General features: G+C 63.6%; 16 protein-coding genes. 5 read left to right on the top strand and 11 right to left on the bottom strand.

Translation table 11 applies throughout. The features are described 5' to 3' along the window. Positions 1-79: 79 nt before the first annotated feature. The 4 genes from OVY29_RS23075 to OVY29_RS23060 form a co-directional block, all read right to left on the bottom strand. Positions 80-2179, bottom strand: coding sequence for a ParB/RepB/Spo0J family partition protein (locus tag OVY29_RS23075; RefSeq protein WP_313912365.1), 2100 nt, complete (start codon positions 2177-2179; stop codon positions 80-82). Between the two features lie 142 nt (positions 2180-2321). Continuing rightward, complete coding sequence (locus tag OVY29_RS23070) at positions 2322-6545, bottom strand: strawberry notch-like NTP hydrolase domain-containing protein (protein WP_126002771.1); 4224 nt, start codon at positions 6543-6545, stop codon at positions 2322-2324. A gap of 81 nt (positions 6546-6626) precedes the next feature. Next, complete coding sequence (locus OVY29_RS23065) at positions 6627-7481, bottom strand: toprim domain-containing protein (RefSeq protein WP_066521740.1); 855 nt, start codon at positions 7479-7481, stop codon at positions 6627-6629. A gap of 116 nt (positions 7482-7597) precedes the next feature. Further along, entirely contained in the window at positions 7598-8902 is a 1305-nt protein-coding gene (locus OVY29_RS23060; RefSeq protein ID WP_037456189.1) for a replication protein RepA, read from the bottom strand. A 574-nt stretch (positions 8903-9476) separates the two neighbouring features. On the opposite strand from OVY29_RS23060, the gene OVY29_RS23055 reads away from it, so the two are divergent. The 3 genes from OVY29_RS23055 to OVY29_RS23045 all read left to right on the top strand — a co-directional run bounded on the left by OVY29_RS23055 (position 9477) and on the right by OVY29_RS23045 (position 12855). Continuing rightward, positions 9477-10298: an IS5 family transposase gene (locus OVY29_RS23055; RefSeq protein ID WP_313912364.1), complete on the top strand. Its 822-nt coding sequence runs from the start codon at positions 9477-9479 to the stop codon at positions 10296-10298. Positions 10299-10407: 109 nt separating this feature from the next. Continuing rightward, positions 10408-11610: an AAA family ATPase gene (locus tag OVY29_RS23050; protein WP_037456192.1), complete on the top strand. Its 1203-nt coding sequence runs from the start codon at positions 10408-10410 to the stop codon at positions 11608-11610. 267 nt (positions 11611-11877) lie between these two features. Next, a complete protein-coding gene (locus tag OVY29_RS23045; RefSeq protein WP_007406427.1) occupies positions 11878-12855 on the top strand; it encodes a ParB/RepB/Spo0J family partition protein in 978 nt (325 codons plus the stop codon). A 35-nt stretch (positions 12856-12890) separates the two neighbouring features. Here the strand turns inward: OVY29_RS23045 and OVY29_RS23040 are convergent, their stop codons facing one another. Next, complete coding sequence (locus tag OVY29_RS23040) at positions 12891-13775, bottom strand: DUF4238 domain-containing protein (protein ID WP_066521739.1); 885 nt, start codon at positions 13773-13775, stop codon at positions 12891-12893. A gap of 12 nt (positions 13776-13787) precedes the next feature. Beyond that, a complete protein-coding gene (locus OVY29_RS23035; protein ID WP_007406383.1) occupies positions 13788-14714 on the bottom strand; it encodes a hypothetical protein in 927 nt (308 codons plus the stop codon). 456 nt (positions 14715-15170) lie between these two features. Between OVY29_RS23035 and OVY29_RS23030 the strand changes: the two genes are divergently transcribed. Continuing rightward, positions 15171-16061, top strand: coding sequence for a recombinase family protein (locus OVY29_RS23030; protein WP_313912363.1), 891 nt, complete (start codon positions 15171-15173; stop codon positions 16059-16061). Positions 16062-16095: 34 nt separating this feature from the next. On the opposite strand, the gene OVY29_RS23025 is transcribed toward OVY29_RS23030, so the two are convergent. The 3 genes from OVY29_RS23025 to OVY29_RS23015 are packed head-to-tail and all read right to left on the bottom strand — an operon-like array spanning position 16096 to position 19813. After that, positions 16096-17244: a TniQ family protein gene (locus tag OVY29_RS23025; protein ID WP_185210328.1), complete on the bottom strand. Its 1149-nt coding sequence runs from the start codon at positions 17242-17244 to the stop codon at positions 16096-16098. After that, a complete protein-coding gene (locus tag OVY29_RS23020) occupies positions 17241-18164 on the bottom strand; it encodes a TniB family NTP-binding protein (protein WP_107394497.1) in 924 nt (307 codons plus the stop codon). The genes OVY29_RS23025 and OVY29_RS23020 overlap by 4 nt, the downstream gene beginning before the upstream one ends. Further along, positions 18161-19813, bottom strand: a complete 1653-nt coding sequence (locus OVY29_RS23015; RefSeq protein ID WP_170112583.1) for a Mu transposase C-terminal domain-containing protein — start codon at positions 19811-19813, stop codon at positions 18161-18163. Before OVY29_RS23015 ends, OVY29_RS23020 begins: the two co-directional genes overlap by 4 nt. Before the next feature lie 182 nt (positions 19814-19995). On the opposite strand from OVY29_RS23015, the gene OVY29_RS23010 reads away from it, so the two are divergent. Beyond that, entirely contained in the window at positions 19996-21234 is a 1239-nt protein-coding gene (locus tag OVY29_RS23010; RefSeq protein ID WP_013039113.1) for a site-specific integrase, read from the top strand. A 314-nt stretch (positions 21235-21548) separates the two neighbouring features. Here OVY29_RS23010 and OVY29_RS23005 read toward each other — a convergent pair whose 3' ends face one another. Together OVY29_RS23005 and OVY29_RS23000 are read right to left on the bottom strand one after the other, a co-directional pair. Further along, a complete protein-coding gene (locus OVY29_RS23005; protein ID WP_009824028.1) occupies positions 21549-22427 on the bottom strand; it encodes an AAA family ATPase in 879 nt (292 codons plus the stop codon). Further along, a complete protein-coding gene (locus OVY29_RS23000) occupies positions 22354-23754 on the bottom strand; it encodes a Mu transposase C-terminal domain-containing protein (protein ID WP_313912362.1) in 1401 nt (466 codons plus the stop codon). The genes OVY29_RS23005 and OVY29_RS23000 overlap by 74 nt, the downstream gene beginning before the upstream one ends. Positions 23755-23760 lie beyond the last annotated feature (6 nt).

Genomic DNA, 23760 nt, shown 5'->3' with positions numbered 1-23760 from the left:
GGTCCCGTGGTTTGGGCAAGGGAAGACCGCCGGCGCGAAGGAGCACCGGCGGTCTGTCGCTCAGGAGATGGAGCGCGCTTCAGGCGTCCGCGGGTTCGAGCGTCTCGTGATCGGCGCTGGGTTCGCCCTCCCCGTCCGAAGGCTCGACCTCATTGGCCTCGCCTTCGCCGTCATCGGCCTCGGTCGGGTCAGCCGGCGCTTCGGTGGCGGCGTCGAGGAAGCGCATCGCGTTAGGCACCCAGGCGAGTGCCGCCTCCTTGACCTCCGGCTCGACGATCGCCTCGCCCGCAAAGAGCTTCTGGCAGCTTTCCGATATTTCGGTCTTCTTGAGCGAGGTATGACGGACGGTCAGCGCCGGCCCGCCGATTTCGGTGAGCAGCGTGAGGATGCTGCCCTTGTTCACGCGGTCGAAGAAGTTCTCCGAGGTCGGCCGCCACCAGCTCGCGACGTCGATCTCGAGGATCGATGCAAGCCGATTGTGAAGCTTGATCTGCTCGTTCGACCAACCCGGCTTCGCCTCGAGCGACATCGCGACGATGTAGGCGAGCCAGTTGGCCTTGGTGTCGTCGTCGAGCGCGCGAAAGGCCTCGAACCGCGCAACCTCGCACTCGTGCTCCGTCCAGGCGGCGTCGAGACCGTCCTTCGCCTCGGCCAGATAATCGCGCGCGCGCGAGCCCGGAATGTCGCCAGAGGCGGGATCCTGCGGCGCGCTGGCCCGGATGGTCGTGCCGTACTTCACGGAGCTGAGGTAGCGGGACGCCGAGTTGGTCCGGGCGTCGACCATGACGAACAGCGCATAGTCGAGCGCGAGCGCCGGCTGCGCCAGGATGCAGGACGCCAGAATGTCGCGCCGCTGGACCGCCAGTTCGTCGTAGAGCCGGGCGCTGAGCGGCTTGCCGCCGGGCGCCACGGCCTCGGGCCGGTACTTCGGCTCGGACGAGGCATTGCCGCCGATGCGGGCGCCATCGCGCGTCGACTCTCCGTCCTCGCCGTCGTCGTGGTCCTCGTCGCCGGGCTCGTCGATGACGAGCTCCTGCTCGCTGTAATATTGGCTGTCGAGCCGCATCTCGCCCTGCGGGGTGAGGAGAAGGAAGGCGCCGACATGAGCCTTCATTTCCTCCGGCAGGACCGGCGCGCGGTTCTCGATGGCCTCGGCCTCGGCGATCAGACGATCGTCCTCCTGGTCGAGCAGCTTAAACGCCTCGTCGTCGAGCTCCTCGTCCTGCATCTCGGCCTCGATGACGGACCGGCGCTCCTCGATCTCCGCGAGGCGCGCGGCTTGTTCGTCGGTGAGCGGAGGCTGCTGCAGGATCGCGCGATAGAGTCCGTGCGCCGCGTTGTGCGCGTAGTTGCTCGCGATCGGGCGGATCCAGGCAAGACCGGTCTCTTGGCCGATGCGTGCGGCCTCGGCTTCCATGATCTCGCCGGCGAGGCGGTGAGCGATTTCGGGATCGACCCAGCGGTCATTGCCGTCGGTGAAAAGATCCCCATCGATCTTGCCGCCGGCGTCGCGATACCGCGCCTCGCCGACCAGCACCGCGATCGGGTCGCTCGCCTTCAGCGTCTCGTTGGCGATCACGCGGCGGATGGTGTCGGCCGTGACGTGGCTCGACTGATAGCTGTTCCAAACCAGAAGCTGCTTCTCCTGGTTCTCGGTCGACGCATAGGCCTTGGCGATGTCGAGCGTGATCGCACCCTTGCTGAGCGCCTCGAAGATCGGCTCCGCAAGCGAGGCCAGGCGCAGCCGCCCCTCGACGAAGCGGCGGGTCACGCCAAAGCGTTTGGCGACCGCGTCGATATCGCCCGTGGTGCCGATGAAGTGCTGGAACGCGCGGCATTCCTCGGCCGGCGTCATCTTGAGCTGGTGGAAGTTGGTCGCGGTCGACGTCTCGGACAGCTCGGCATCGTCGCCGGTCAGCACCATGACCGGAACATCGAAATCGGTCTCGGAGATGGTGCCACGCTCGGCGAGGAGGCGCAACGCACGCCAGCGACGGCCGCCGTCGAACACTTCGAAGGTGCCGCGCGGCTTCTTGGCGGGCGTGACGAGAAGGTTCTGCAGCACGCCCTTGGCCTCGATGCTCGCGGCCATGGGTTCGATCTGGAGCTGCTCGTCCGGGGCGGTGCGCACGTTGATCGGAGACAGGCGCAGCTTGTTGAGCTTGATGGTCTGGATCACAGGGGTAACTCCTTCTGGCGTTCGGGTATTTCCGAACACCACCCCAGCTCCCCCTTCCCTCTCTCTCAGGCGTGCCTGAGGTCGCTTAGAAGTACGCCGTGCGCGCGTGCCGATCGGACCGTCCTCATCGCCGGAAGACCGGTCAGGGCGAGCCCGAGACGATCCGCCCGACGATCTCGGCTGCCGTCGGTACCGGCACGAAGACCCTGGTCCGGTACTGGATCACCTCGGTGAAGCATCCGATCGACTTGAGCCAGGCGAGCTGCGCCGGCGGCGCACCCACCAGCTCGATCCGGGGTGATCCGTTCACGAGGGAGCGCTTGATGCACATCGGGAACGGCCGTGCCAGATCGACGCTCCGGCCGGTCAGCGCGGATTTCACGAGGTCGGTGGGCGGGAGATTGTCGGTCCGGTCCAGGCCGAGCTTCGTGAAGAGCTGCACGACGTGATCGTCAAACACCAGGCGGCCGAGCCAACTGTTGCCCTCCTTGTCCGCGATGCGATTGACGACGAGGTGGTCGTTGGGAAGCGCGGACCAGATCGGGAGAAGGAGGCCCGTCGCAAGGCGGATCGTTTCCGTATCGACTTTGTTGGCCGCCTCCTGTGCTTCTTCCAGCCACTTCTCGGAGAAGAGCTGGCGATCGATGGGGCTCCAGGCGCTTTCGAACAGCTCTTGCTCGCGCATATATTCGCGCCGCGTGGGACGGATGAGTTCGAACCGCGGGATCGGTGTGCCCTCCTTCTCCTCCATGAGGGCGCGGGCGCGGGTCTGCAGCGCAACCATCCCGGACTTGGCGTTCATCAGATAATCGGCGGTGCCGTCATTGTCGGCGATGCGCAGGACCCGCTCAAGGGAGACCGGCGTCCGCCGCCGAGCGATCTCGATCGTGAGCAGATGAGAGGTCGCGCCACTGACCGGGTCGGTGCGCAGCACGGTGTCGTCTATGAGGGTCGCCGTATCGACCAGGATGGTTTCAACGCCGACATCGAGCCGTCCGGCCTCGCGCGCGGCCGATACGCGCGTCTCGACGAGTGCGAGGAACTCGTCGAAGATCTTGTTCTGCAGCGCGATCGGCAGCGCCAGGATGCGGTTGAGCCACCGCTGGATCGGCGGGAGGTCGTCCTTCATGACGCCGTCCTTGTCGCAGAGCTCGAGACCGGTGCGCTTCTCGAACTCGGCACGGGAGACGCTGGTCAGCTTCCCTCCGACGAGCAGATGAAACCAGCTCACCAGGGCCGCGCAGGCATATTCACTTTCGAGATTGTCGGCGGGATCGAACAGGTTCTGACCACCCGTCTGGCGTTGACCGCGGGTGAGCGCGCCCAGGCTGTCGAGCCGGCGGGCGATCGTGCTCGTGAAACGGAGCTCGCCCTTGCAGTCGGTCGTCACCGGCCTGAACAGGGGTGTGCTCGCCTGATGGGTGCGATGGGTCCGGCCAAGGCCCTGAATCGCGCGATCGGCCCGCCAGCCGGGTTCGAGCAGGAGATGAACGCGCTGCTGCTGATTGGGGACGTCTCGAGAGGCGTGATAGGAGCGCCCAGTGCCGCCCGCATCGGAGAAGACGAGGATCCGCTTGCGACCCTGCATGAACGCGGCGGCCTCGGCCTGACTGGTCCTGGTCGAGCGACTTTCGAGCTTCTGCCGTCCATCGCCGGTCGAGACGAGGCGCTTCGTGCGCCCGGTCACCTCCGCAACATTATCGTGACCGAAATGCTCGAGGATGCCCTCCAGCGCCGACATGATCGGCGGAAGGGCGCAGAGATTCTCGATGAGCTGGGCCCGCGCCGCTTCGGCCTCGGGATTGTAGACGGGGTTGCCCGCCTCGTCTTCCATCGGAACCGAGCGCTGCGCGCCGGTCTCGTCGGTGAAGATCCGCATCTGACGGGTCGGGAAAGCGCGCTCCAGATAGTCGATCATATATTCCCGGGGCGAGAGGTCGATCTCGAGGTCCGCGCGGTCGTCGGGGCTGAGCGCGCCTAGTCTCCGGTCAAGAATGGACTCGGCCGTCGTGACGAGCTGCATCACGACTGACTGCCCCGCGGCGAGATGCTCGTGGACCGCGGCGATGACGGTGGGGAGCTTCATGGAGAGCAGAACCTGTCCGAAAAAGCGCTGCTTCGTGGACTCGAACCGCGAGCGCGCGGATGCCTTGGCGCCGCTGTTCAAAGTCGCGTTCTCAAGCGCATCGACGATGCCGGTCAGTTCGAGCGCCTTCTCCAAGTTCTGGTGAATGATCGACCACGCGTCCGCATAGGTGTCGTAGATCTCGATCTGCGCGGCGGTCAGCTCATGGCGCAGAATGTCATATTCGACACCTGCGAAGCTCAGTGCGCGGGCCATGTAGAGGCCGGTGGCCTTGAGATCGCGCGCGACCAGCTCCATCGCGGCGATCCCGCCTTTGCTGATGCTGCTGATGAACTGCTCCCGGTCGGGGAAGGCGGTCCCTGGGCCCCAGAGCCCCAGTCGGACCGCATAAGCGAGGTTGTTGACGACAGAGGCGCCGGTGGCTGAAGCATAGAGGACGCGGGCCGCGGGCAATTGGTTCTGGAGGAGCACGCCGCAGATTCCCTGCTGGGATCCATCCTTGGTGCCGAGAGCGCCCTCCCCACCCGCAACGCCGCCCATCTCGTGGGCCTCGTCGAAGGCGATGACACCGTCAAAATCGGCCCCGGCCCAGTCAACCAGCTGCTTCAGGCGACCGTAGTCACCACGCATCGAACGCAGCGTCGGATAGCTGACGAACAGTACGCCCTGGTCGAGGCTGATCGGCTCATCGATCTTCCAGTTGGAGATGGGCTGAATGTCGCCGTTAAGGCCGCCAAGGGCCGTCCAGTCGCGTCGCGCGTCTTCGAGGAGCGGCGCATTCTTCGAGACCCAGATGTTGCGGCGGCGGCCCTGGAGCCAGTTGTCGAGGATGCAGGCCGCGATTTGACGACCCTTCCCCGCCCCCGTGCCGTCGCCCAGGAAGAAGCCCTTACGATAGGAATGGCCGTCTTCGGCCAGCACGAGGCCGACACCCTCCTTGTCGGGTCTGAAAGTGCCTGGGATCCACTGGGTCCAGGCATGCCCCGCGTAGACGACCGTCTCGAGTTGGGAGGCGGAGAGCAGCCGCTCGGCGACGGTGCGCTCGGGCAGCGCCGGCACATACTCTGGGACCGGCGCCGGGATCGAGCCCATGGCGACAGATTCGACGAGCGGCGTTGGATGCTCGCCAGCGCTCGCGAAGCTGATACGGCTCGGTCGATATGGAAGATAGACGCCGCTCTGCTCGAGCAGCGGCGCCGGCGTCTCAAGTTTCGCATATTCGACGGGGAGCACGTGGTTGCGTGCCGGGGCATGGTAGGCGCGGGGCGCCGGACGGCTGCTTTTGACGGCCCGGAAGAGCGAAACTCCACCTGAGCGCTTCGGCGCCGACGCTCCGCGATCGGGCTTCGCCGACGATCGTTCGGGGATGATCAGGATATCGAGCAGCTCGGCAACGGACGAACGCTGGATGAGCGCGGGGGGCGACCGGCCGGGGACCTTGTCGATGACAAACAACCGCACGGCGATCGAAGTCCCATGCTTCAGGTAGCACTTCTCGAGACGGACGGCCGCCAGGACGCTCACGTCGCGCAGGATCGTCTCATATTGCTCACGCATGCGTGCGCTCGGGCCAAACCAATCGGGCATGATGGCAACGAGCCGGCCGCCCGGTTGAAGACGGCGCAGCGCCGCTTGCAGATGACGGACTGCGGCATAGTCGTCGGCGCCGCGGCCGACCGACCTCGAAAAGGGCGGGTTCATCAGGATGAGGGTTGGTCGATCGACGCTTGCGAGGGTGGAATTGATGGTCGCACCATCGTGCCCGGTGATCGATGCTGAGGGGAAAGCCGCCTTCAATCGGCCACGGCGGAGCGGATCGAGCTCGTTCAGATGGAGCGATTCGACGTGACGGAGCTGCGCGACCAATAGGCCGTTACCCGCGCTCGGCTCGAGCACGATGTCGTCGGGCTGGACGTTGGCGAGAAGCGTCATAACCGCAGCGATGTCGACAGGTGTCGAGAATTGCTGCCATTCGATCTGATCCTCGCTGCGAACCGTCTGAGTGGGCAGGCGATCGGACAAGTCGATCAGCGCGCGGACGTCGCCGAACGCCGCAATTTTTTGGGCGCTCGACTGAAGATGGATGGCAAGGGCATGCTCGAGGAGTTCAAAGCTGGCGCGTTGTGTCCAGCGACCGTCGGCATCAGAACCGCCGAAGGCCTTGGTCATCGCGTCGTTGAGGTGACGACGCTGAATGGCCTCGTCGGAGCGCAGACGGGGTAGAAGGAGGCGCACGGCCTCGCGCTCAGCCTGGGCGGCCGCTTCGAAGAGATCGGACATGGGTGTGGTCTCCAGAGTGGGCTGCACCCTCGGCAGCGACACCCTTTCGATCCCCCTCCCCTCTCCTCCGGCGCTTCGCGCCTAGACGCGGCTCTGCTGCGCTCGGGCATCGAGCGCCTTTGCCCAATCCTTGTAGATTGGCGGCGGGGGCGCGCGTTCGATGATGAGGCCCGACCGGGCGTAATGCGCTTGGGCACTTTCGGCTGCCCTGCGCCCTTCGGAATCGTTGTCCTCGGCGACCAGGAGCGTTGTGACCGTGGGCGGAATGACGAGCTGGTTGAGCCGACGTGCGCCGAGTGAAGCCCAGCACGGGAGGTTGCTCAGGCGCGCGAAAGCGTCGGCCGTCTCAAAGCCCTCGGCGATGGCAAGGGTGTTGCCCCCTGCCCCGCCCCGCCAAGCGCCGTGCCCCGGGGCGCCAAGCATGACCTTGCGCGTGTAATGGGCGGTGTCGGGGTTCAGGAATATGCGTTGAATTGCGACCAGACGGTTTCCCTCGCGCACCGCTACCAGGAGAGCGGGTTCGAAGATCGTCTTCGGCTTGGGCAGGTAAGGGCAACGCGGATGGAAGCGAAGATCGCGTGGTGGTGGGAGGAGGTTCCGGCACTGGAGGTAGCGCTCGGCAAGGGTGCCCGGAACGTCGACCGCCTCATTCCAGATTCTTTCGACGTTCATCGGCCGCGGCGAGTCCGCCAAGGCGGGTGGCGGATAATGGCGACCCGGGCGAACAAGGCGCAGTTCACGCAGGACGTCTTCGCGCGAGCATCCTGCGAAACAGGTGACGAGAATGCAGCGATCCCCTTGCCGAATCGACAAGCTTGGATCGCGATCGCTGTGTGCGGGACAGCGGCACATCGCGACATTGCCGCTCCACGTGCCGCCCAGGGCCCCGACAATGTCGACTATCTCCTGCGATGGCCGTCTGGCTGTAAGCGGCATAATTCTACCTCCTGCTTACACGCTCGGCCCCTCCTTTCCTCTTTTCGGTCGGTCTGAGACTTGGAGACAGATTCAGCCTGCGCTCGCCTCAACGCGAACGGCTCGGAGATCATCGGTTAGTCGTCGCTTCGATTCGCGCGGCGTTCAGCATAGGCGACGACGAACTTCTCCCAGATCCGCAGCCACTCTGAATCGGTGCGCGGCCGGCTAAAATCGGGGCATCCCTTGCGGAATGCAGCCGCCATGTCATCCACTGACCACGGATGGCCCTTGGTCAGCGCGATCTGGCGGAAGACGGCCTCACGCGTGCCGTATGAGAGAGACCCGGCGGGGAACGGAAGAGTCGGCGCATCGTCCTTCGCGGGCGCGGACTTCGCTGCATGGGCCGGTTTGACCGATGATCTCGGTGCCGTTTTCGGAGCCTCGCCCCCGACGAGTCGAAGGTGCGGCCCCACGAGCTTGCGCTCCAGCGGTGCCGGTGACGGATGAAGAATGACCTTCCGCCCGGAGAGATCGACATTTGCGTTGGGATAGACCGCCGACACGATCTGCATGGTTTCGCGGACGGTCTGTCGGAAGCGCTTGCTGTCGGCCTCGTTGCCAAGGTGCTTGGCGAGCTGGTCCCATGAGATAACCTGGCCCTTGTCGGATCCAATCCGCGGGAGCCGGTAGGCAAGGTAAGTGTAGAGATCGAGCGCCGTTGGCGTACCCTTGAGCTCGCGGATGGCGATCTCATTGAGTGGCACGGCATGGTCGATGAGGTGCGAGTAGAACGCCTCGGACATACGGATTTCGCGCGCGAATGAGCCGTTCTTGTCGAGCGAACCGGCATATTCGTTGGAAATCTTGACGTCCCGGACAGCGAAGGCGTTGTCTTCCGTGTCGGTGCCGTCCCAGCGGATCTGCCACTCGCACGCCAGCAGCCGATCCACCTGCTCTCGCATCAGGTTCGCCGTCCCGCGTGGTCCATAAGACACGGTCTGGTAGCCAAGGCGGCGCATCCACTCGGTGAAATTGCGGCCAAGATAAACGTCCCGCGATTGCTTCATGACCGCCTGAGAGAGGAGGTAGATCAGGGCAACGCGTGGATAGGCGCCATAAGGCACACCAAGGCTTCGCATGACGGACTTGCCGTCGACATTCTGAAGCACTGGCCTGGGATTGATGGCCAGCGCATATTTGCCGTCCTCACGGACGATGGGCTGAGTGTCGTCCTTGGGCCGCTTGGTTGGCAGCGACATCGCACAAAGCGCGGAGTGGAGGAAGGCAGGAACCGGTTCTTCGTCCTGGACGCGCAGGAATGCGTCCAAGGTGAGCTGGGTGCCGGCGGTGGTGGCGAGCTTGCGGACGCTCTCCTCGCCGCCGTTGAGCATGGCTAGTGCGTACTGATGCCCCAGCGGCCTATGCTGATCCCCATTCATGGTCTGCCCTTCCCCCCGAATCTACCGGGGGCTGTGATGGGCATGTCTCAACAGGTTTGAGGCGTGAAATCAACCCCGTTGGCAGTTTGGGAGGGGAAAAGGCCGCGAGAGTTGCAGAAACACCGATGATGTCGGTGCCGTTCTGCGCCCTCCCCCTGCCCTCCTTCACCCAAAATCGAAAAATCAAAACGATTCGCGAATCGGTTTTTTATAGGGTGATTCTAGTAATAGGTATGGGCTCTGAGATCATCGGTCGACTCGCACCGAGATCATCGCTGATACGCACCGAGATCATCGCAAAGTACCGAGATCATCGGTGGTTATCCACAGGTAGCCGTTTGTCGCCACAATCCCAGCGCCAGACTTTGCAGCAACACGCAAAGGCACGGAGATCATCGGTCGCAGCCGCCGCCGATTGGCCAGAAAGCGCGCACATGCGCAAGGGGCTCGGAGATCATCGGTCAACTTGTAAGAGCCCGATTCGAAATTAAGTTGAGTGGTATCAGCGGGTTAGCTTGACGCTTGCCGCAGTCGTTGATTCAGGGGTTTTGCAACAAACTTCCGGAGATCAACGATGTGGACCGATACCACTCGGGCGCAATATGCCCGCGCGGGACTGACTTTACCAAGCGATTTGACCGATGCCGAATGGTCGGTGCTCGAACCTTTCTTGCCGCCACCCTCCCACGTAGGCCGTCCGCGCAAATGGCCGCTGCGACGGATCGTCGAGGCGATCCTGTATCTGCTGCGTGGGGGGCTGCCGTGGCGAATGCTGCCGCCCTGCTTTCCGCCGGTCTCGACGGTTCGGCGCTGGTTTTACCTGTGGCGCGATAACAAACTGTGGCTCTCGCTCAATCATGCCCTGCTGTTGATGACTCGTGAAGCGACTGGTCGCGAAGCTTCGCCCAGTGCCGGCGTGATCGATAGCCAGAGCGTGAAAACGACTGAAAGTGGCGGCCCTCGCGGCTATGACGCGGGCAAGAAGATCAAGGGCCGCAAGCGCCACATCCTCACCGACACCGAGGGCAATCTGGTACATGCGGTGATCCATACCGCCGACATTCAGGACCGCGACGGCGCGCCGCTGGTCCTGCGTGAAATCATCCACCGCTTTCCATGGCTGCGCCATGTCTTTGCCGATGGCGGCTATGCTGGCGACAAGCTCAGGGAAGCGCTCCGGCGTATCGGCAAATGGACTGTCGAGATCGTCAAGCGATCCGATGTTGCAAAAGGCTTCGTGGTTCTTCCGCGCCGCTGGGTCGTCGAGCGAACACTGGCTTGGCTGAACCGCAACCGCCGGCTCGCCAAGGACTTTGAACAGACCATCGCATCGGCAACTGCGTGGCTGTTTATAGCTTCCATCCAGCTATTCGCGCGTCGCATCGCAAGATTATGAAATTTCATCGGATAATTATGAATCAGGCTCTAAGTCTGGTGGCCATTTTCTTGCTCGAAACCGCCAACGTGGCTATCATGGCGCATCAAACCCACAGAAGCGGACTGAGATGGCTACCGACCCCTCCCTAGCACAGCCGGACGACCTCATCGAAGGTGGTCTGGACGTGCTCCACAGAAAGTCGTTGACGATCCTCAAGCGCATTCGTGACAGCGCGGTTGATCCCGAAACCGGTCAGAAGAAGGGTCCGACCTTCCCGATTTCGAAAGCTGCTGCACTGGTCGGGCGGACGGCATCTGCTGTCCGGGAAGCGGAGCGCGACGGCCGCCTCCCCGCTCGAGGGCGGACGGGCTCCGGGCATAGGCTGCAGTATACGCTCGAAGAGCTTGATCATATGCGCGAGGTGTTTGGAACGCGTCCCTGGCGCGAGCCAACCGATACCCCGGCGATCATCTCGGTCTGCAACTTCAAGGGGGGCGTCGGCAAGTCGACGATCGCGCTGCATCTCGCCCAGCATTTTGCCATCAAGGGCTACCGGGTCCTGTTCATCGACTGCGACAGCCAGGCGTCTTCAACCATGATGTTCGGCTATCGCCCCGACGTGGACCTCGACGAGGAAGACACGCTTTACGGGCATTTTCACAATCCGGAGCTGCTTGGCGTTCGCAAGATTATCCGCAAGACGCACTTTCACAACCTCCACCTGATCCCGTCGAACCTGCGACTTTATAATCTCGAGTATGAGATCGCCGGGCACATGGCGCGAAATCAGAACATGGAGATCATCGACCTGATCGCGCAGGCCATTGATGAGGTGGTCGATGACTATGACGTCGTGATCATGGACCCGCCGCCGGCATTGGGCATGGTGTCGATGGCTGTGCTCCAGGCCGCTAACTGCATGGTCATTCCGGTGCCGCCGAGCCTTGTCGACTTCGCCTCGACGGTATCTTTCATCGACATGACGCGAACGACGATGAAGCAGCTCGAGCAACTCGCGGGGCGGGGAAGGCCGGCCTACAACTTCATCCGGCTGGTCGGCAGCCGCGTGGACGAGAGCAAGTCGATGCACCGGGAGATACTGTCGATGATGCGGCAGGTCTTCGGTGGCTCAATGACGCAGTCGGTGATGGTCACCAGCGCCGAAATCGACAATGCCAGCTCCAGGATGAAAACCGTTTTCGAACTCGACAAGCCCGTCACGTCGCACGAGGTCTACAACCGCTGCATGAAGCATCTCAGCGACGTTTGCCAGGATATTGAGCAGGACGTTCTGCGCACCTGGGCGAGCAGGGCAGGGGGCCGAATTTAGGGAGAGTTGCCACGTGGCAACTCCGATATTTCTCACGTCGGCGAGCACGGGCAATCGGGGAGTGAGACGAAGCCGGATCACCGAGTTGCCACGTGACAACAAAGTGGAAGAACCCAATAGAAGCAATATGTTAGGTAGGAATACCATGTCAGATCGCACACGGCAGGAACGTCAGTGCAAGCGCCTGGGGGCGGCGCAGTTGCCACGTGGCAACTCTGGCCTGTTGGCACCCGTCGGCGAGGGCAAGAGAGAAGGAGAAACGGGCCGATGAGCAAGGGCAACAAGGGCTTCGGCTCGATGTTCACAGAGGGGCTCGACGACGAGGAGAACCTCGATAAGGCGACCCCTGCGGACGGCATCATGGCAAGTCGCAGCCAGACGCTCGCGCGCATCGCGACGGGGAAAACGGTCGCCGACCGGACGGAGTGGGTCGATCCGGAGCGGTGCCGCCCATGGCGGATGCACAATCGCGATCTGGATCATTTGAACGAAGATAGCTGCCGCGATCTCATCGACTCCTTCCTCTCCGCCAAGAAGCAACGGATCCCCGCTATCGTTCGGCGTCTGAAAGATGACCCGAACTTCGACTTCGAGATCATCGCCGGCGTCCGCCGTTGGTGGACGGTGAAATGGCTGCGAGCGCATCACCACCCGGAGTTCGAGTATCTGGTGACGATCCAGAGTGTCACGGACGAGGAGGCGTTCCGGGTTTCAGATGTCGAGAACCGCTCGCGTAAGGACATCTCGGATTGGGAGCGGGCCAAGGAATATACGGTGGCGCTCGCGGAGTTCTACGAGGGCTCGCAGTCGCAGATGGCCGAGCATTTAAACCTTTCCAAGTCGTGGCTGAGCCGGCTTCTCGACGTTGCGCGCTTGCCCGAACCAGTTGTCGCGGCGTTCTCCGATACGCACGACATCACGGTACGCGTCGCGCGTGACATCAAGCCGCTTACCGGAGATCCGAAGGCGCTGGCGAAGATGCGCGAAGAGGCTGAACGCATCGAGGAAGAGCGCAGCCAGAAAGGCTTGAAGCTGAGCGGGCCGGAAGTCGCGAAGCGGCTCGTGAAGGCGACTGTCGCGCCAGCCGTGAAGGCTGCCGCCGAGAAGGAGATCACCGGCAAGGGGGGCAAGGTCATCCTGCGCTACACGAAAGCGCGGGGAGGGGGGCTGACGATCAAGGTGCCGCCGAAGGCTGAGGCGTCGCCCGCCGAGCTTTTGAAGGCGATCGAGGGGCTGCTGTCGTAGGGTGATGGAGCGCGGCGTCTGGCGAGGTCGCCGCCTTATATGGCGTCCCGCTTATATTTGTCGGCGATGCTCTGCGTCACGGAGTGGCGGCTTCGCAGGCCGAAGTTCGCGCGGATGAAGTCGCCGGCTTGACGCGTCCTCGCGCCTACGAACGCCTGGGCATGTCCCACGGTCGACCGGTTCTGCCGCGTGATCAGTTCTCGCTCGGGTAGGCTCACGATCCGATTTGCCAGCGTAGTGGACCCGGCAGCAACGAAGAGGGTCTCCGGTCCGATCGGAAGAGTGACATAGGATGAGGCACTACCAAGCCAGGCGAAGCTGACCGGCACGTCGAGCGGCCAATCGGAGACGAACAATTCCCGGCGATTGTTCGTCTTGATTATGCGCCAGTCCATGTTGATGAACGCTCGTCCGCGATCCGCGTCGTCGATGACCAAGCGCAGGACTTCCATCTGAAGCGCGCTCACGGCCTCGGGCGGCAGCGCCCCATCTTCGCCGCGCAGCACGGACTTCGCGGCCTCTGCGCTTGCGAGAGCGCCGACGGCGTCCTTCATGCCGCGCATATCCAGCGGTGTCCGGAACCACAGCGACATGACGAACCGGCCCCAATCCGAGCATTGCGCGTCGCTGAGCGAGTTGACCTTGCCGTCGAGGAGCAGCGCGTGAACCTTGGCCGCAGCGTCATCGATCACCTGCATGAACAGGGTTTCCATCTGCTGGGCATGCTCGGGCGGGAACCCGATCGTCTTGTACAGGTCCCGCTCGAAGCAGACGCTCTTGGGTGATGCAGGACTGCTCTCGATCTCCCCGATCCGATTGCGCCGATAGCGCAGCAGGGTGTCGCCATCCTTCCACTGGTCGAGGAGGAACTGCGGGATGAAGTGATGCCGGGACGGAGGGTTCTGTGGCTTGGATTGCACGGTGTCTGTGGTTCAAGAGGGATGAGCAAGTGAGGCGAGTAGCTTGCGCGCGCCTTGCGGGGTGACCTTCAACAGGCGCGCGACAGCGGCCGGCTGAAGGCCCGGATAGGCAAGCTGCAGGCGGGCAAGGAGAGGGGCCTTGCTCCGCTTCGTGACGGCCAGATCGGTCTGGATGCGCGACGCCGCACGCTCGATCGCGTCGAGGTCGCGCAAGCCAGCATGCGCCGTCCGACCGATCGCCTGGGCCAAGGTCTCTGCCAGATCGGCGGGGGAGGGGGGCAGAAACTTGGACATCAGGATGAACGAGGGGATCACGCGGGTCGTGAAGCCAGCGCGGCACAGCATCCGCGGTACGGCGGCGGCGATCAGCCAGTTTCGATCGCGTCCACGGGGAGGCAGCTCGAGAGCGCGACCATCGACGCTGACGACATCCCAGCTGCCTGGTGCCGCTGGTTCGGTCAGCGCGAACAGCTGGAAAATGCGGTTGGCGACAGAGAGGAGGTCACCGGAAGGGAAGGGGGCGTCCGCCACGGTTCGCAGCTGTCGCCACATCGGCCCGAAGTGCGCCAAGTCTTCGGCCGCATAAACCTTCGCCTCGGTGCGGTCATCGAGTACCGTACGGAGCACGTTGAGCGTGGCGCGGCCGAGCGAATCCTTGAGATCCTCGTCGCGGCTGAGCGCAAGGTGGAAGACGGCGGCAACCGAGATCGGATCGTTGAGGCCTTCGGAAGCGCGGGGAGGGGGTGTGCGGCCGGCGATCCAGTCCTGCAGGTCGCGCACCGCGATCGGCACGCCGGCGAGGCCGGCCAGGACGGTGGCGCCTTCCAGGCGCGAGCGCGCGAGAAAGATGTCGGCGCATGGACTACCGTGCAATCGGCCATCGAGGCGCCCGAGCAGGAGCAGGCTGTCGTCGGCGCGCAGGTTGTCTGTCCGCGTCATAGGATGGCGACAATGCCATGGCGGGAAACCAAAGTCAGCAGTTCGTTTCTACATCCGTGACCTCCCGAAAGTGGACATTCGATAATTGCAGTTATCACATAAGCAGATTTGACCGTTCTTTATAAGGTGTGTCGTTTTCAGGATACGACTGGACGCTCCGGCGCCGCCCAATTTCTGGATCCTGCGTTGAAAGAATACGGCTGGATTCAGGGAAGAATACCGCCGGACGCCTGGATGCTGCGTGGCTGATCTCCAGCGTTTTTCGGCGACACTTTCTTAGCGCATTCACAGGCTAGGACAGGCGGGGCAGGGGGCTTCTCTCAACGTCCGCACACTCGGTTCAAACGGGATGGGTGCCAGGCATCTGATCCGCCTCGGACGATGGTCAACCGGGGCTCAAGCGATTACCATACGGGGACAACCGGTCGTTTGACCCCATTATATGGAATGTGACAAATGGCCCTGATCGGCTACGCGCGCGTCTCGACCGACGAACAGGACACCGCCGGGCAGCTCAGTGCCTTGCGCGCTGAGGGTTGCACGGTGATCCTCGAGGACAAGGCGAGCGGTGGCAGCCGCGATCGGCCGAACCTTGCACGAGCGCTCGAGCGCGTGCGGCACGGCGACACGCTGCTGGTGGTCCGGATCGACCGCTTGGCCCGGTCGCTCTCGCATCTGCTCGAGATCGTCGAGACCTTGCGGGGGAAGGGGGCCTATTTCCGCTCGATCCACGATCCCATCGACACGTCGAGCGCGCAAGGCATGCTGATGACCCAGATGCTCGGCGCCTTCGCCGAATTCGAGCGAGCATTGATCCGCGAACGGACCAGGGCCGGCCTCAAGGCCGCTGTCGCGCGCGGGGCGAAGCCCGGGAACCCGAAGATGCGCTCGCGCGATCCAGCGGCGATCGCAGACATCCGGTACGCCCTCAAGGAGCGCTATCTCCATGAACTGGTCGATGATCGGCACCGATGGTTACCCACGGTCGCGCGACTGCGGCCACACCTCCCCTGGGGGATCGTGCTGCGACAAATCCGCGCGATCACACCGCCGGTTCGTTCGTTCAGTGAGCGGACGCTCGTGAAAGCGTGCCGAACGCTGGTCAAGGCAGGGTATGCGGACCCGACGATCCTCGATCCGGCGCCGCGCTTGCCGCCTGATACGCGGGTCGCGCGGCTTGTCGCCGATCGACGAAAGACGCATCCGGATTCTTCGCTGCGAGAAATCGCCGCGTGGCTGACACGGGATCTGCGTGAACCAACTCCGCGGGGTGGGCTGGCGTGGTCGCCTGAAGGGGTCCGGCGGGTGATTGACCAAGCCGAGAAGCTGCATTTGATGGACACCTGAGCGGGGCTTGGAAGGAAGTCCCGCGAGATGACCGCTACACCTCCGCGAAGGCTGTGTTGCCGGCGAAACGGCGTAGTTTGAACTTTGCGAGGGTCGAGCGCCGCCGCCTCCGCTGCTTTGCAGCCTCAATTTGTCGAGTGAACGTGGGAGACCAGTGGCCCGTGGCGGCGGGATAGCTGTCAAGCAGCTCGCGATTCATCCCGGCGACGAAGGTGTCGATTGCCGGCGGTGCGTCAGGGCCGAACAGCGCGGTGGTCGTCCCTGGATCGGAGTCGATGATTGCGTGGGCGGCCGCAAGGAGGCACCGGCGCAGCAGTGGTGTTGCCGTGGCGAGTGGGTTCGGTTCATCGTATGAAAGAAATCGGTAGTCGCGCATGCCGGGCGTTATCGCGTCGCATGCGAAATCGTTGAGCGCGATGGCCCTGGTCCTGCCTCCCCAATGGTCGTGGCCCGGCGGGGATCGGGTCAGGAGGCTGCAAATGTCGCGCACCTGATCGAGGAGCTGGCTGGCCGATGTGAAGTTGAAGCGGAACTGGTCGGGGGTTTTGCCTGCCATGGCACCCATCAACTGCAACTCGAATGTAATGGCGTGGTCCCAGCAGGCCCGGGCGGCCTTTTCAGCGTCGAGTGTCGACACGGAAGCTCTTTCCAGTGGTCGCCAGCATGCCCCGCAGATCATTCGTAGCGGCCCGCGGGCCGGCGTCGCAAAGCGCCAGTTCAGCGATCCGCACGCGTTGCACCGGTCCTCCAAAGGCCAGCGGTGCCGGTGGCAGAACCCTGAAGCGGCCAATACCCATTGCTGCCGGACGTAGGCAGGTTCGTCATTGGCAAAGCCCTCTGCGAGGCACCGGCTACACCAGGAGATGCCGAGCCTCGGAACGGCGCTGACTTCGGGATAGTCGACCGGGCGGGGTAGGTGCTCCCAGACCAGAAAGTCGAGCGCGAGAGCAGGGTATCGCCGTGCAAGGCTTTGCTCGGCCAAGCGAATTGCCGACACGTCCAGGCGATCGGCGGCGGCTTTCAGCCAAGCCTGCATCGGCCGAATATCGGGGTGTCGCCAGTTGCCTTTGCGATCTCGAACCGCTTTGGGCTTGGAAAGCGTTCGTCCGCGGCGCGATCGGCGCTGGCGCGCATGCCAGGACGTGAGCAGTTCGTCAGCGAGCGGTACATTGGGTGCAATCATGCCGCGCGCCGGCGCATCGCCCGCTTGGCGCTGGCAATTACTTGCATCGACACGAGCGGGAGCAATAGCTGGTCGTCTTCGAAGCTGTCGGCGTCGATCATCTCGCGGCCGTTGCGGATCGCCTCAATGGCGACAGCCTCCATGATTCGGAATATCCGGCCTGTCACGCCCTCGGTTAGCGCAATGACGCGTTGACGGACCTCATGGTCATCGAGCCGGGAAGAACGGCGTAAGGGCAGCAATCCCGCGAAACTCGCCATAAGCTGGCGCAGGCTGTGATCGTTACGCCATGGGGCAAGCTCGAAAGCGGCAAAGCGGTCGGCGAGATTGGGATCGGTGAGGATCGCGATGCGCGCATCTTCCGTGCCCGCGCATACGATCGGGATGCGCAAATCGTTGGTCAGAAAACGGATAGTGTTGAGGAATATCCGTTGCTGGCGCGGCGAGCCCGCCAGCATCTTATCGATTTCGTCGAGCACAAGCACCTTGGTTCCGAACTCGCCAAGGGTCCGTCGTGCGAGTGAGCGCAGCGATCGCAGGCTGATATGATCGAACTCGGCATAGTTCATCGCCAGCATAAGCTCAGTGTAGAATTCGTCCTCAGTCGGTTGCGGCGGCATCTGCACCATCACGATCGGCATGGTCGTGAGACCGGCGCGCTTGTCGTACCTGCTCGCGTGTAGTTCAGCGAAGCGGTTGAGGATTTCACTCTTACCCATCCCGGTCGATCCGAACAGCAGCAGGCAGGGCATGCGCCCGCGCTGCGGATAGGTCAGCAGATCCTCAAGCCTGCCGAGTGCCGCTTCGGCTTGCGGAAGCGAAACCCATCGGTCGCGTCGCAGCCAGTCGATGCGCTCTTCATCGGATAACACCGCCTGCTCGCGATATGCGGGAAACAAATGATCGTAGAGGTCGGTCATAATCGTTCCTCGATCTGGAACGGGACAATAGGCTCCGTATCATCCGGCTCGGGCGATGTGGGCGGCGGCGGCAGAGAGTGCGGGGACGGCGGAAAACCTGCTTCGAGGGCATAGGCAACACGCTGCGCGGATTTTCGGGCCGCCTTAGTCTTGTGGATCGCGTCAAGGACGATGCGCCGCTGCTCGTTGACCATGTCAAACAGCGACTGTTCATCGACAGCCTGGCGCCCGCGCTCGCGCAGCGTTCGGACTGCCAGGTCGTGCTCGAACTTAGTGATGGCAGGCCGCCGCCGATCACTAAGCGGGACCGTCAGATGCTCGTTATCGGACAGCTCGACGTAGACTGCCGAGAGGTTGAGGGGATTGTATTTGATCGGGAGCTTTTGGCCGCAGTTTGCGATGAGGCTGGCTAAACCGCCGTGCCAGTAGAAGGCGTGGAACAGCTCGATACCCTCACGCCTGATCTTCCGCATTTCGAAAGGGAGAAAATTCAGCAGGAAGCGATCGGGATCGGCCGGGAGCCGGAGCGGATCGGGGCGAACACCGAGCCCGTCGGCCCAGGCCGTGAGGGGAGGAATGCCAAGCTCGCTATGAATCGAACCATGATAGACGCCAACTTCAATCGTAAACCATTGCTCGAACTCGCGCAGTGTCATGCAGGCTTGGCCTTCCGCGTCGTAATCGCCTTTGGCTTGGATATTTGAGAAGGTCGTACCCGGTAGGAGGTGCACGGCGCCGATCGTTGTTCCGATCAGGCGCTCAATGTGGCCGCCGTAGTGGGGCGTACGTCGGGGCCGGTACTTGAGATTGATGCCATGCTGCTGGCAGCCGCGCTTCAGCGCCCGGGACCGGAACTCTGGGGCATTGTCGAGATGCAGTGTCTTGGGAATGCCGAAGATGGGATAATCAATCTTGATCTCCCGCTCCTCAAGCCAAGCCATCTTTGGCAGGACCGCGTGACGGATCGCCATGCCGACTGACGTGGCCGACGGGCTTTCGAGCGAGATATAGAAGCCTGGGATCACGCGCGTCGCGATGTCGATCTGCAGGGTCAACGTCGGGCGACCGAGAGGTTTGCGGAAATGTTCGTCGACGATGATGATGTCGGCAGGCGTGTGATCCATCTGGACGATCTGAAGAGGATGGTCGGCTGTGTAAGATCCGATCACTGGTCTATATCGATCAGACGCTGCTTTCGCCCCGTCGCGCTTCCTGATGAGCCGCTCCCGGTCGATCGTGGCAACGCGTGCGGCGATCGTCTTACGCGTTGGAGAGCGTAGGCCGCGCTCATAACAGGCGTGCCGGATGTCGCGTACCAGTCGCGCGAGGGTTGGCTTGGGGCGGGTTAGGTAGAACTGCTCGATTTCGGAGGCGACGAGCTGGTCGACCTCTGGCGGCAGGCGGCGGCGTCCTTTGGGAAAGCCTTCGGGCCGATCGACAAGGGAACTGGTAACGGGATCTTCCCGGTAGCGCGCCACCAACTCAAAAAGGCGCGACCTGCTCAGACTCAGTTCCGCGCTCGCATCCAACATGGCGGCGCGGGTAATTTTAGGTAGGTTGGCGAGCGCACGAATAGTCGGCTCGCGATTGCAAGCGATGCTCCAGGCTGTAGAATCCGCTCTCGTAAGAGCCGTGCCCGTTTCGGCCATAGCCTATCCCCGATCGTGCCAGGGACTCGTGTTGCCGGGTCCGCCGGTATTGTATCAGAAATTGGACAGGCAGGCGAGAGTCCGGAGGTATTGTAGCAAGGTGAAGATTGAAATCTCTAGTTTTTCCGGTCCGCCGGTTTACTCAAACTGACAACAAGCGCGGCTGAGGAGCGAGGCGCGTCGTGAGCACCGAAACCGCCCGGGAAGGGCCAGAAATCCCCGTAGCGCCGCCTGAGGCTGTCCTGCCGGCCGTCAGGGCGCCGGCCGACCTTGCGTGGACGATCGTGCAGATGCGCGCCGGCGAGCGCATCACCGTCAACGAGGGCCTGATCGCCGCCTATCAGGCCGCTTCATCGCCCCATAGCATCCGTGCGCTCAAGTCCGACGTCGAGGCGTTCGATGCGTGGTGTAGGCGCAACAACCGGATCGCGCTGCCGGCCACGCCCGAGACCGTGGCCGATTATCTCGACGCGCGGGCCGGGAAGGGGAGCCGGCCGGCCTCGCTATCCCGCTACAAGGCGTCGATCGCCAAGATCCACCAGCTGCTCGAGCTCAAGGATCCGACGCCGGCGCCGCTGGTGAAGCTGCGGCTCCAGACGGTGCGCCGCGAGAAGGGGGCTGCGCAGAAGCAGGCGCGGCCGCTGCGGTTCAAGGGCCCGGTGCGCGACGTCGAGCGCGACAAGGCGCGGGGGCTCAACATCCGCGCGCTGCTCGAGAGTTGTGGCGAGGATCTGCCGGGGCTGCGTGATCGGGCGCTGCTATCGGCCGCTTATGACACCGGGCTGCGCGCCTCCGAACTGGTGGCGGTCGCCATTGAGCATATTGAGGAGGCGATCGATCCCGAAGCGCGGCTGCTGCAGATTCTGCGTCATAAGGGCGATCAAGACGGGGAGGGGGCGACCGCCTACCTCAGCCCGCGCACCGTCGCGGCGATCGCGGCGTGGACCGAAGCGGCGGGGATCACGACAGGGCCGCTGTTCCGGCGGGTGCAGGTGCGGCGCTACAAGGCGCGGGCAGCCGTGCGCGGTCGGCCGATCGACAGCATCTCGGGCCGGGAGACGTGGGATCTGCGCAAGACGCTGTCCAAGCCGGCGGTGAAGGCGCGCGTCGAATATGACATCGGCACCGTGGCGCTGCACCCGGGCTCGATCGGACCAATCTTTCGGTCGATCATCGGCCGCGCGTTCGACCGTGGCGCGCTGCCCGATTTGACGGCGGACGATCTGGCGCGGTTGCTGAAGGGGATCAGTGCGCACTCGACGCGGATCGGGCTCAATCAGGACCTGTTCGCCAGCGGGGAGGATTTGGCCGGCATCATGGACGCGCTGCGGTGGAAGTCGCCGCGGATGCCGCTCGCTTATAATCGCAATCTCGCGGCAGAGCAGGGGGCGGCGGGGCGCCTTATGGCGAAGATTGGCTAGTCATGACGGCCTAAATAGGTCTTTGGATGATGCCGTGCGACCACACGACGGCGGCAGGTAGATCGAGGGATTTGCGCAGCGGCAAGAACCGGAGAAGGGAGGCTGAGCCCCCGGGGTCTTGAGCTACAACGTTAAGCCTAAGAAACGGGCAGGGGCCTGGTAGCGCGTAGTGTATGAGCGAAGCCACCATCGCTCAAACTCATCAGCACAGTCCAATTTCGAAGAGGAAACAAGAAAGTGGTTCCGGAAACGGTATGGATCTTATCCTGTGTAAACGCTCGCGCTAAATGGCGGCGTTCTGATCGCGCTATTTGTCAGTTGCCGGGTCCGATGACGAGGCAATCGCGCGCGGCCTGAACGATGTCAGCGGTGACCTCCTCGACGCGGTTGAGGGTCATGATCCGCCGCATCTGCGCGAACAGGCGCTCCATGAGCCGGAAGTTGCCGCGCGTGATGCGGATCACGGCTGCCTGCGCTTCGATCGCGTCGAGTTGGGCCGGGTCGAAGCTGATCCCGAAATCGCCGGCGTGGGTCGCGAGCAGCAGCCGCATTTCGGTCTCGGTAAGCGGTTTGAACTCGTGGACGAAGCCGATCCGCGAGTAGAGCTGGGCATAGCGGGCGAGGCGCTTCTCCAAGCCCGGCATACCCATCAGGATCAGCCCGAAGCCGTGGCGATCGGCCATGTCGCGGAGATGTTCGAGCGACTTTATGGTCAGGCGGTCGGCCTCGTCGACGATGACGAGGGGGCAGGCGATGCGGGCGGCGTCATGGGTGATTTCGTCCTGCGAGCCGCCCGCGACCGTCAGCCGGGCATAGCCCAGCTTAATGAGGTTGAGGCCCAACACCGCGTCGATCGTCTTGGGCGTGTTGCTGACCGACACGGTGTAGAAGACGGCGCGGCAGCGAGCGACCTTTTCGCCAAGGAGCGCGGCAATGGGACGGAGCGCGGCATATTCCCCCAGGTCGGGGAAGCTGGAAAACTCGCGCGCCGATCGCGTCTTTCCGACGCCCGGCCGGCCATGACACACGCCGATATAGCGGTAGTGCGCGCAGGCTTCGGCAAACTCGACGAACCGGGCATGTTCGCGGGTCGCCAGGAACGGCTGCTCGACCAGGAACTCAATCGTCAGCGGCGTAGAGCCGGAGCCCTCGGTAGGTGGTGGGCCGGGAAGCCGTATCCTCTTGGTCGCCATCGAAGGTCTCCGTGGGGGCAGGCACCTGCTTGTCGCGCTCCTTCGCGCCGCGCCGGGCGCGCTGGATCGCGCGCAACGACGGGTGCCCAGCGTGCTCGGAGCTGAGCGCACGGCAGACGAACCGGCCCTGGTGGTAGACGTGGATCTCGGTCAGGTCGCGGGGGTCATAGACCGCCTCGACCTGCTCGCCGACGAAGGCCGCGAGCGTGGGTTCGACATAGCGCCTGCCCATCAGACGGATGCCGTCGCGCAGCACTTTACGGGGCTTGGGCACGTGCACGAGCAGCATGTCGAGCTGTTCAAGGCTGTCGGGCATTGTGGGCAGGAACCCGCCCTTCTGCCAGCGCGTGATCGGCGGTTCGCCGGTGCTGCCATGCGGGCGACGATGATAGACGCCGCACACGAACGCCTCGAAGCGGGCGCGCAGCTCGTCGAGCGTGAGCACTGGCGCCGACAGCGGCTTGCCCGCGATCAGGTGGCCGGGCAGGTCGGGCAGGAACATGTCGTTGATGGTGCGGAACAGCCGCTCGATCTTGCCGCGCCCGCGAGGACGCCCCGGCAGCGAATGGATGAGGCGGATTTTGAGGGCGATGCACGCCTGCTCGATATGCTCGGAGATGAAATCCGAGCCGTTGTCGACGTAAAGCTGTTCGGGAATGCCGCTGACGATCCATTCGGGATTGGGCTTGCGCCAGATCGCCTGCCGCAAGGCGAGCGCCGTGTTGAGGGCACTGGGGGCATCGAGGCTGAGGAAGTAACCGGCGATGGCTCGGCTGTGATCGTCAACGATGACGGTCAGCCAAGGACGCACCGGGGTTCCGGCATCATCGAGCACGAGAATGTCGAGAACGGTATGATCGGCCTGCCACATCTCGTTCGAGGTCGCGGCTTCGCGCCGATGCACTAGCTCGTGCTGGTCGCGGTAGACGGCCGGATCGGAGGCTGCGGCGATCTGGCTTGCCGGTATCGCCCTGACGACACGCGCGACGGCCGCATAGCTGGGGGTTCGGTGTCCATGCGCGATGGCGAGTTCCTGCACCTTTCGGTGAATGGCGGCGACCGGGGGTCGCGGGCGCTTGGTGGCGAGAGTGCGGGTCAGTTCGACCAGATGTTCCGGCAGGTGCAGCCTGCCCCGATCGTTGCGCGGCAGACGCGCGAGACCGGCAAGTCCTTCGGCACGGTAGCGCCCGAGCCAGCGCTGCAACGTCCGCTCGCTCAGCGTGCCGGTGCGGGCGAGGTCCGCGAGCGGGATGCCATCGGCGAGGTGCGGTTCAAGGACGCGGTAGCGCTCGATCGCCAGCGGCGGGACAAGCGCCGGATGCGTCACCGCCGA

The sequence above is a fragment of the Sphingopyxis sp. SE2 genome (genome assembly GCF_032227185.1).
Taxonomy (GTDB): Bacteria; Pseudomonadota; Alphaproteobacteria; order Sphingomonadales; family Sphingomonadaceae; genus Sphingopyxis.
The sequence above is the reverse complement of the archived record's forward strand: the minus strand, read 5'-3'. Positions and strand labels throughout refer to the sequence as shown.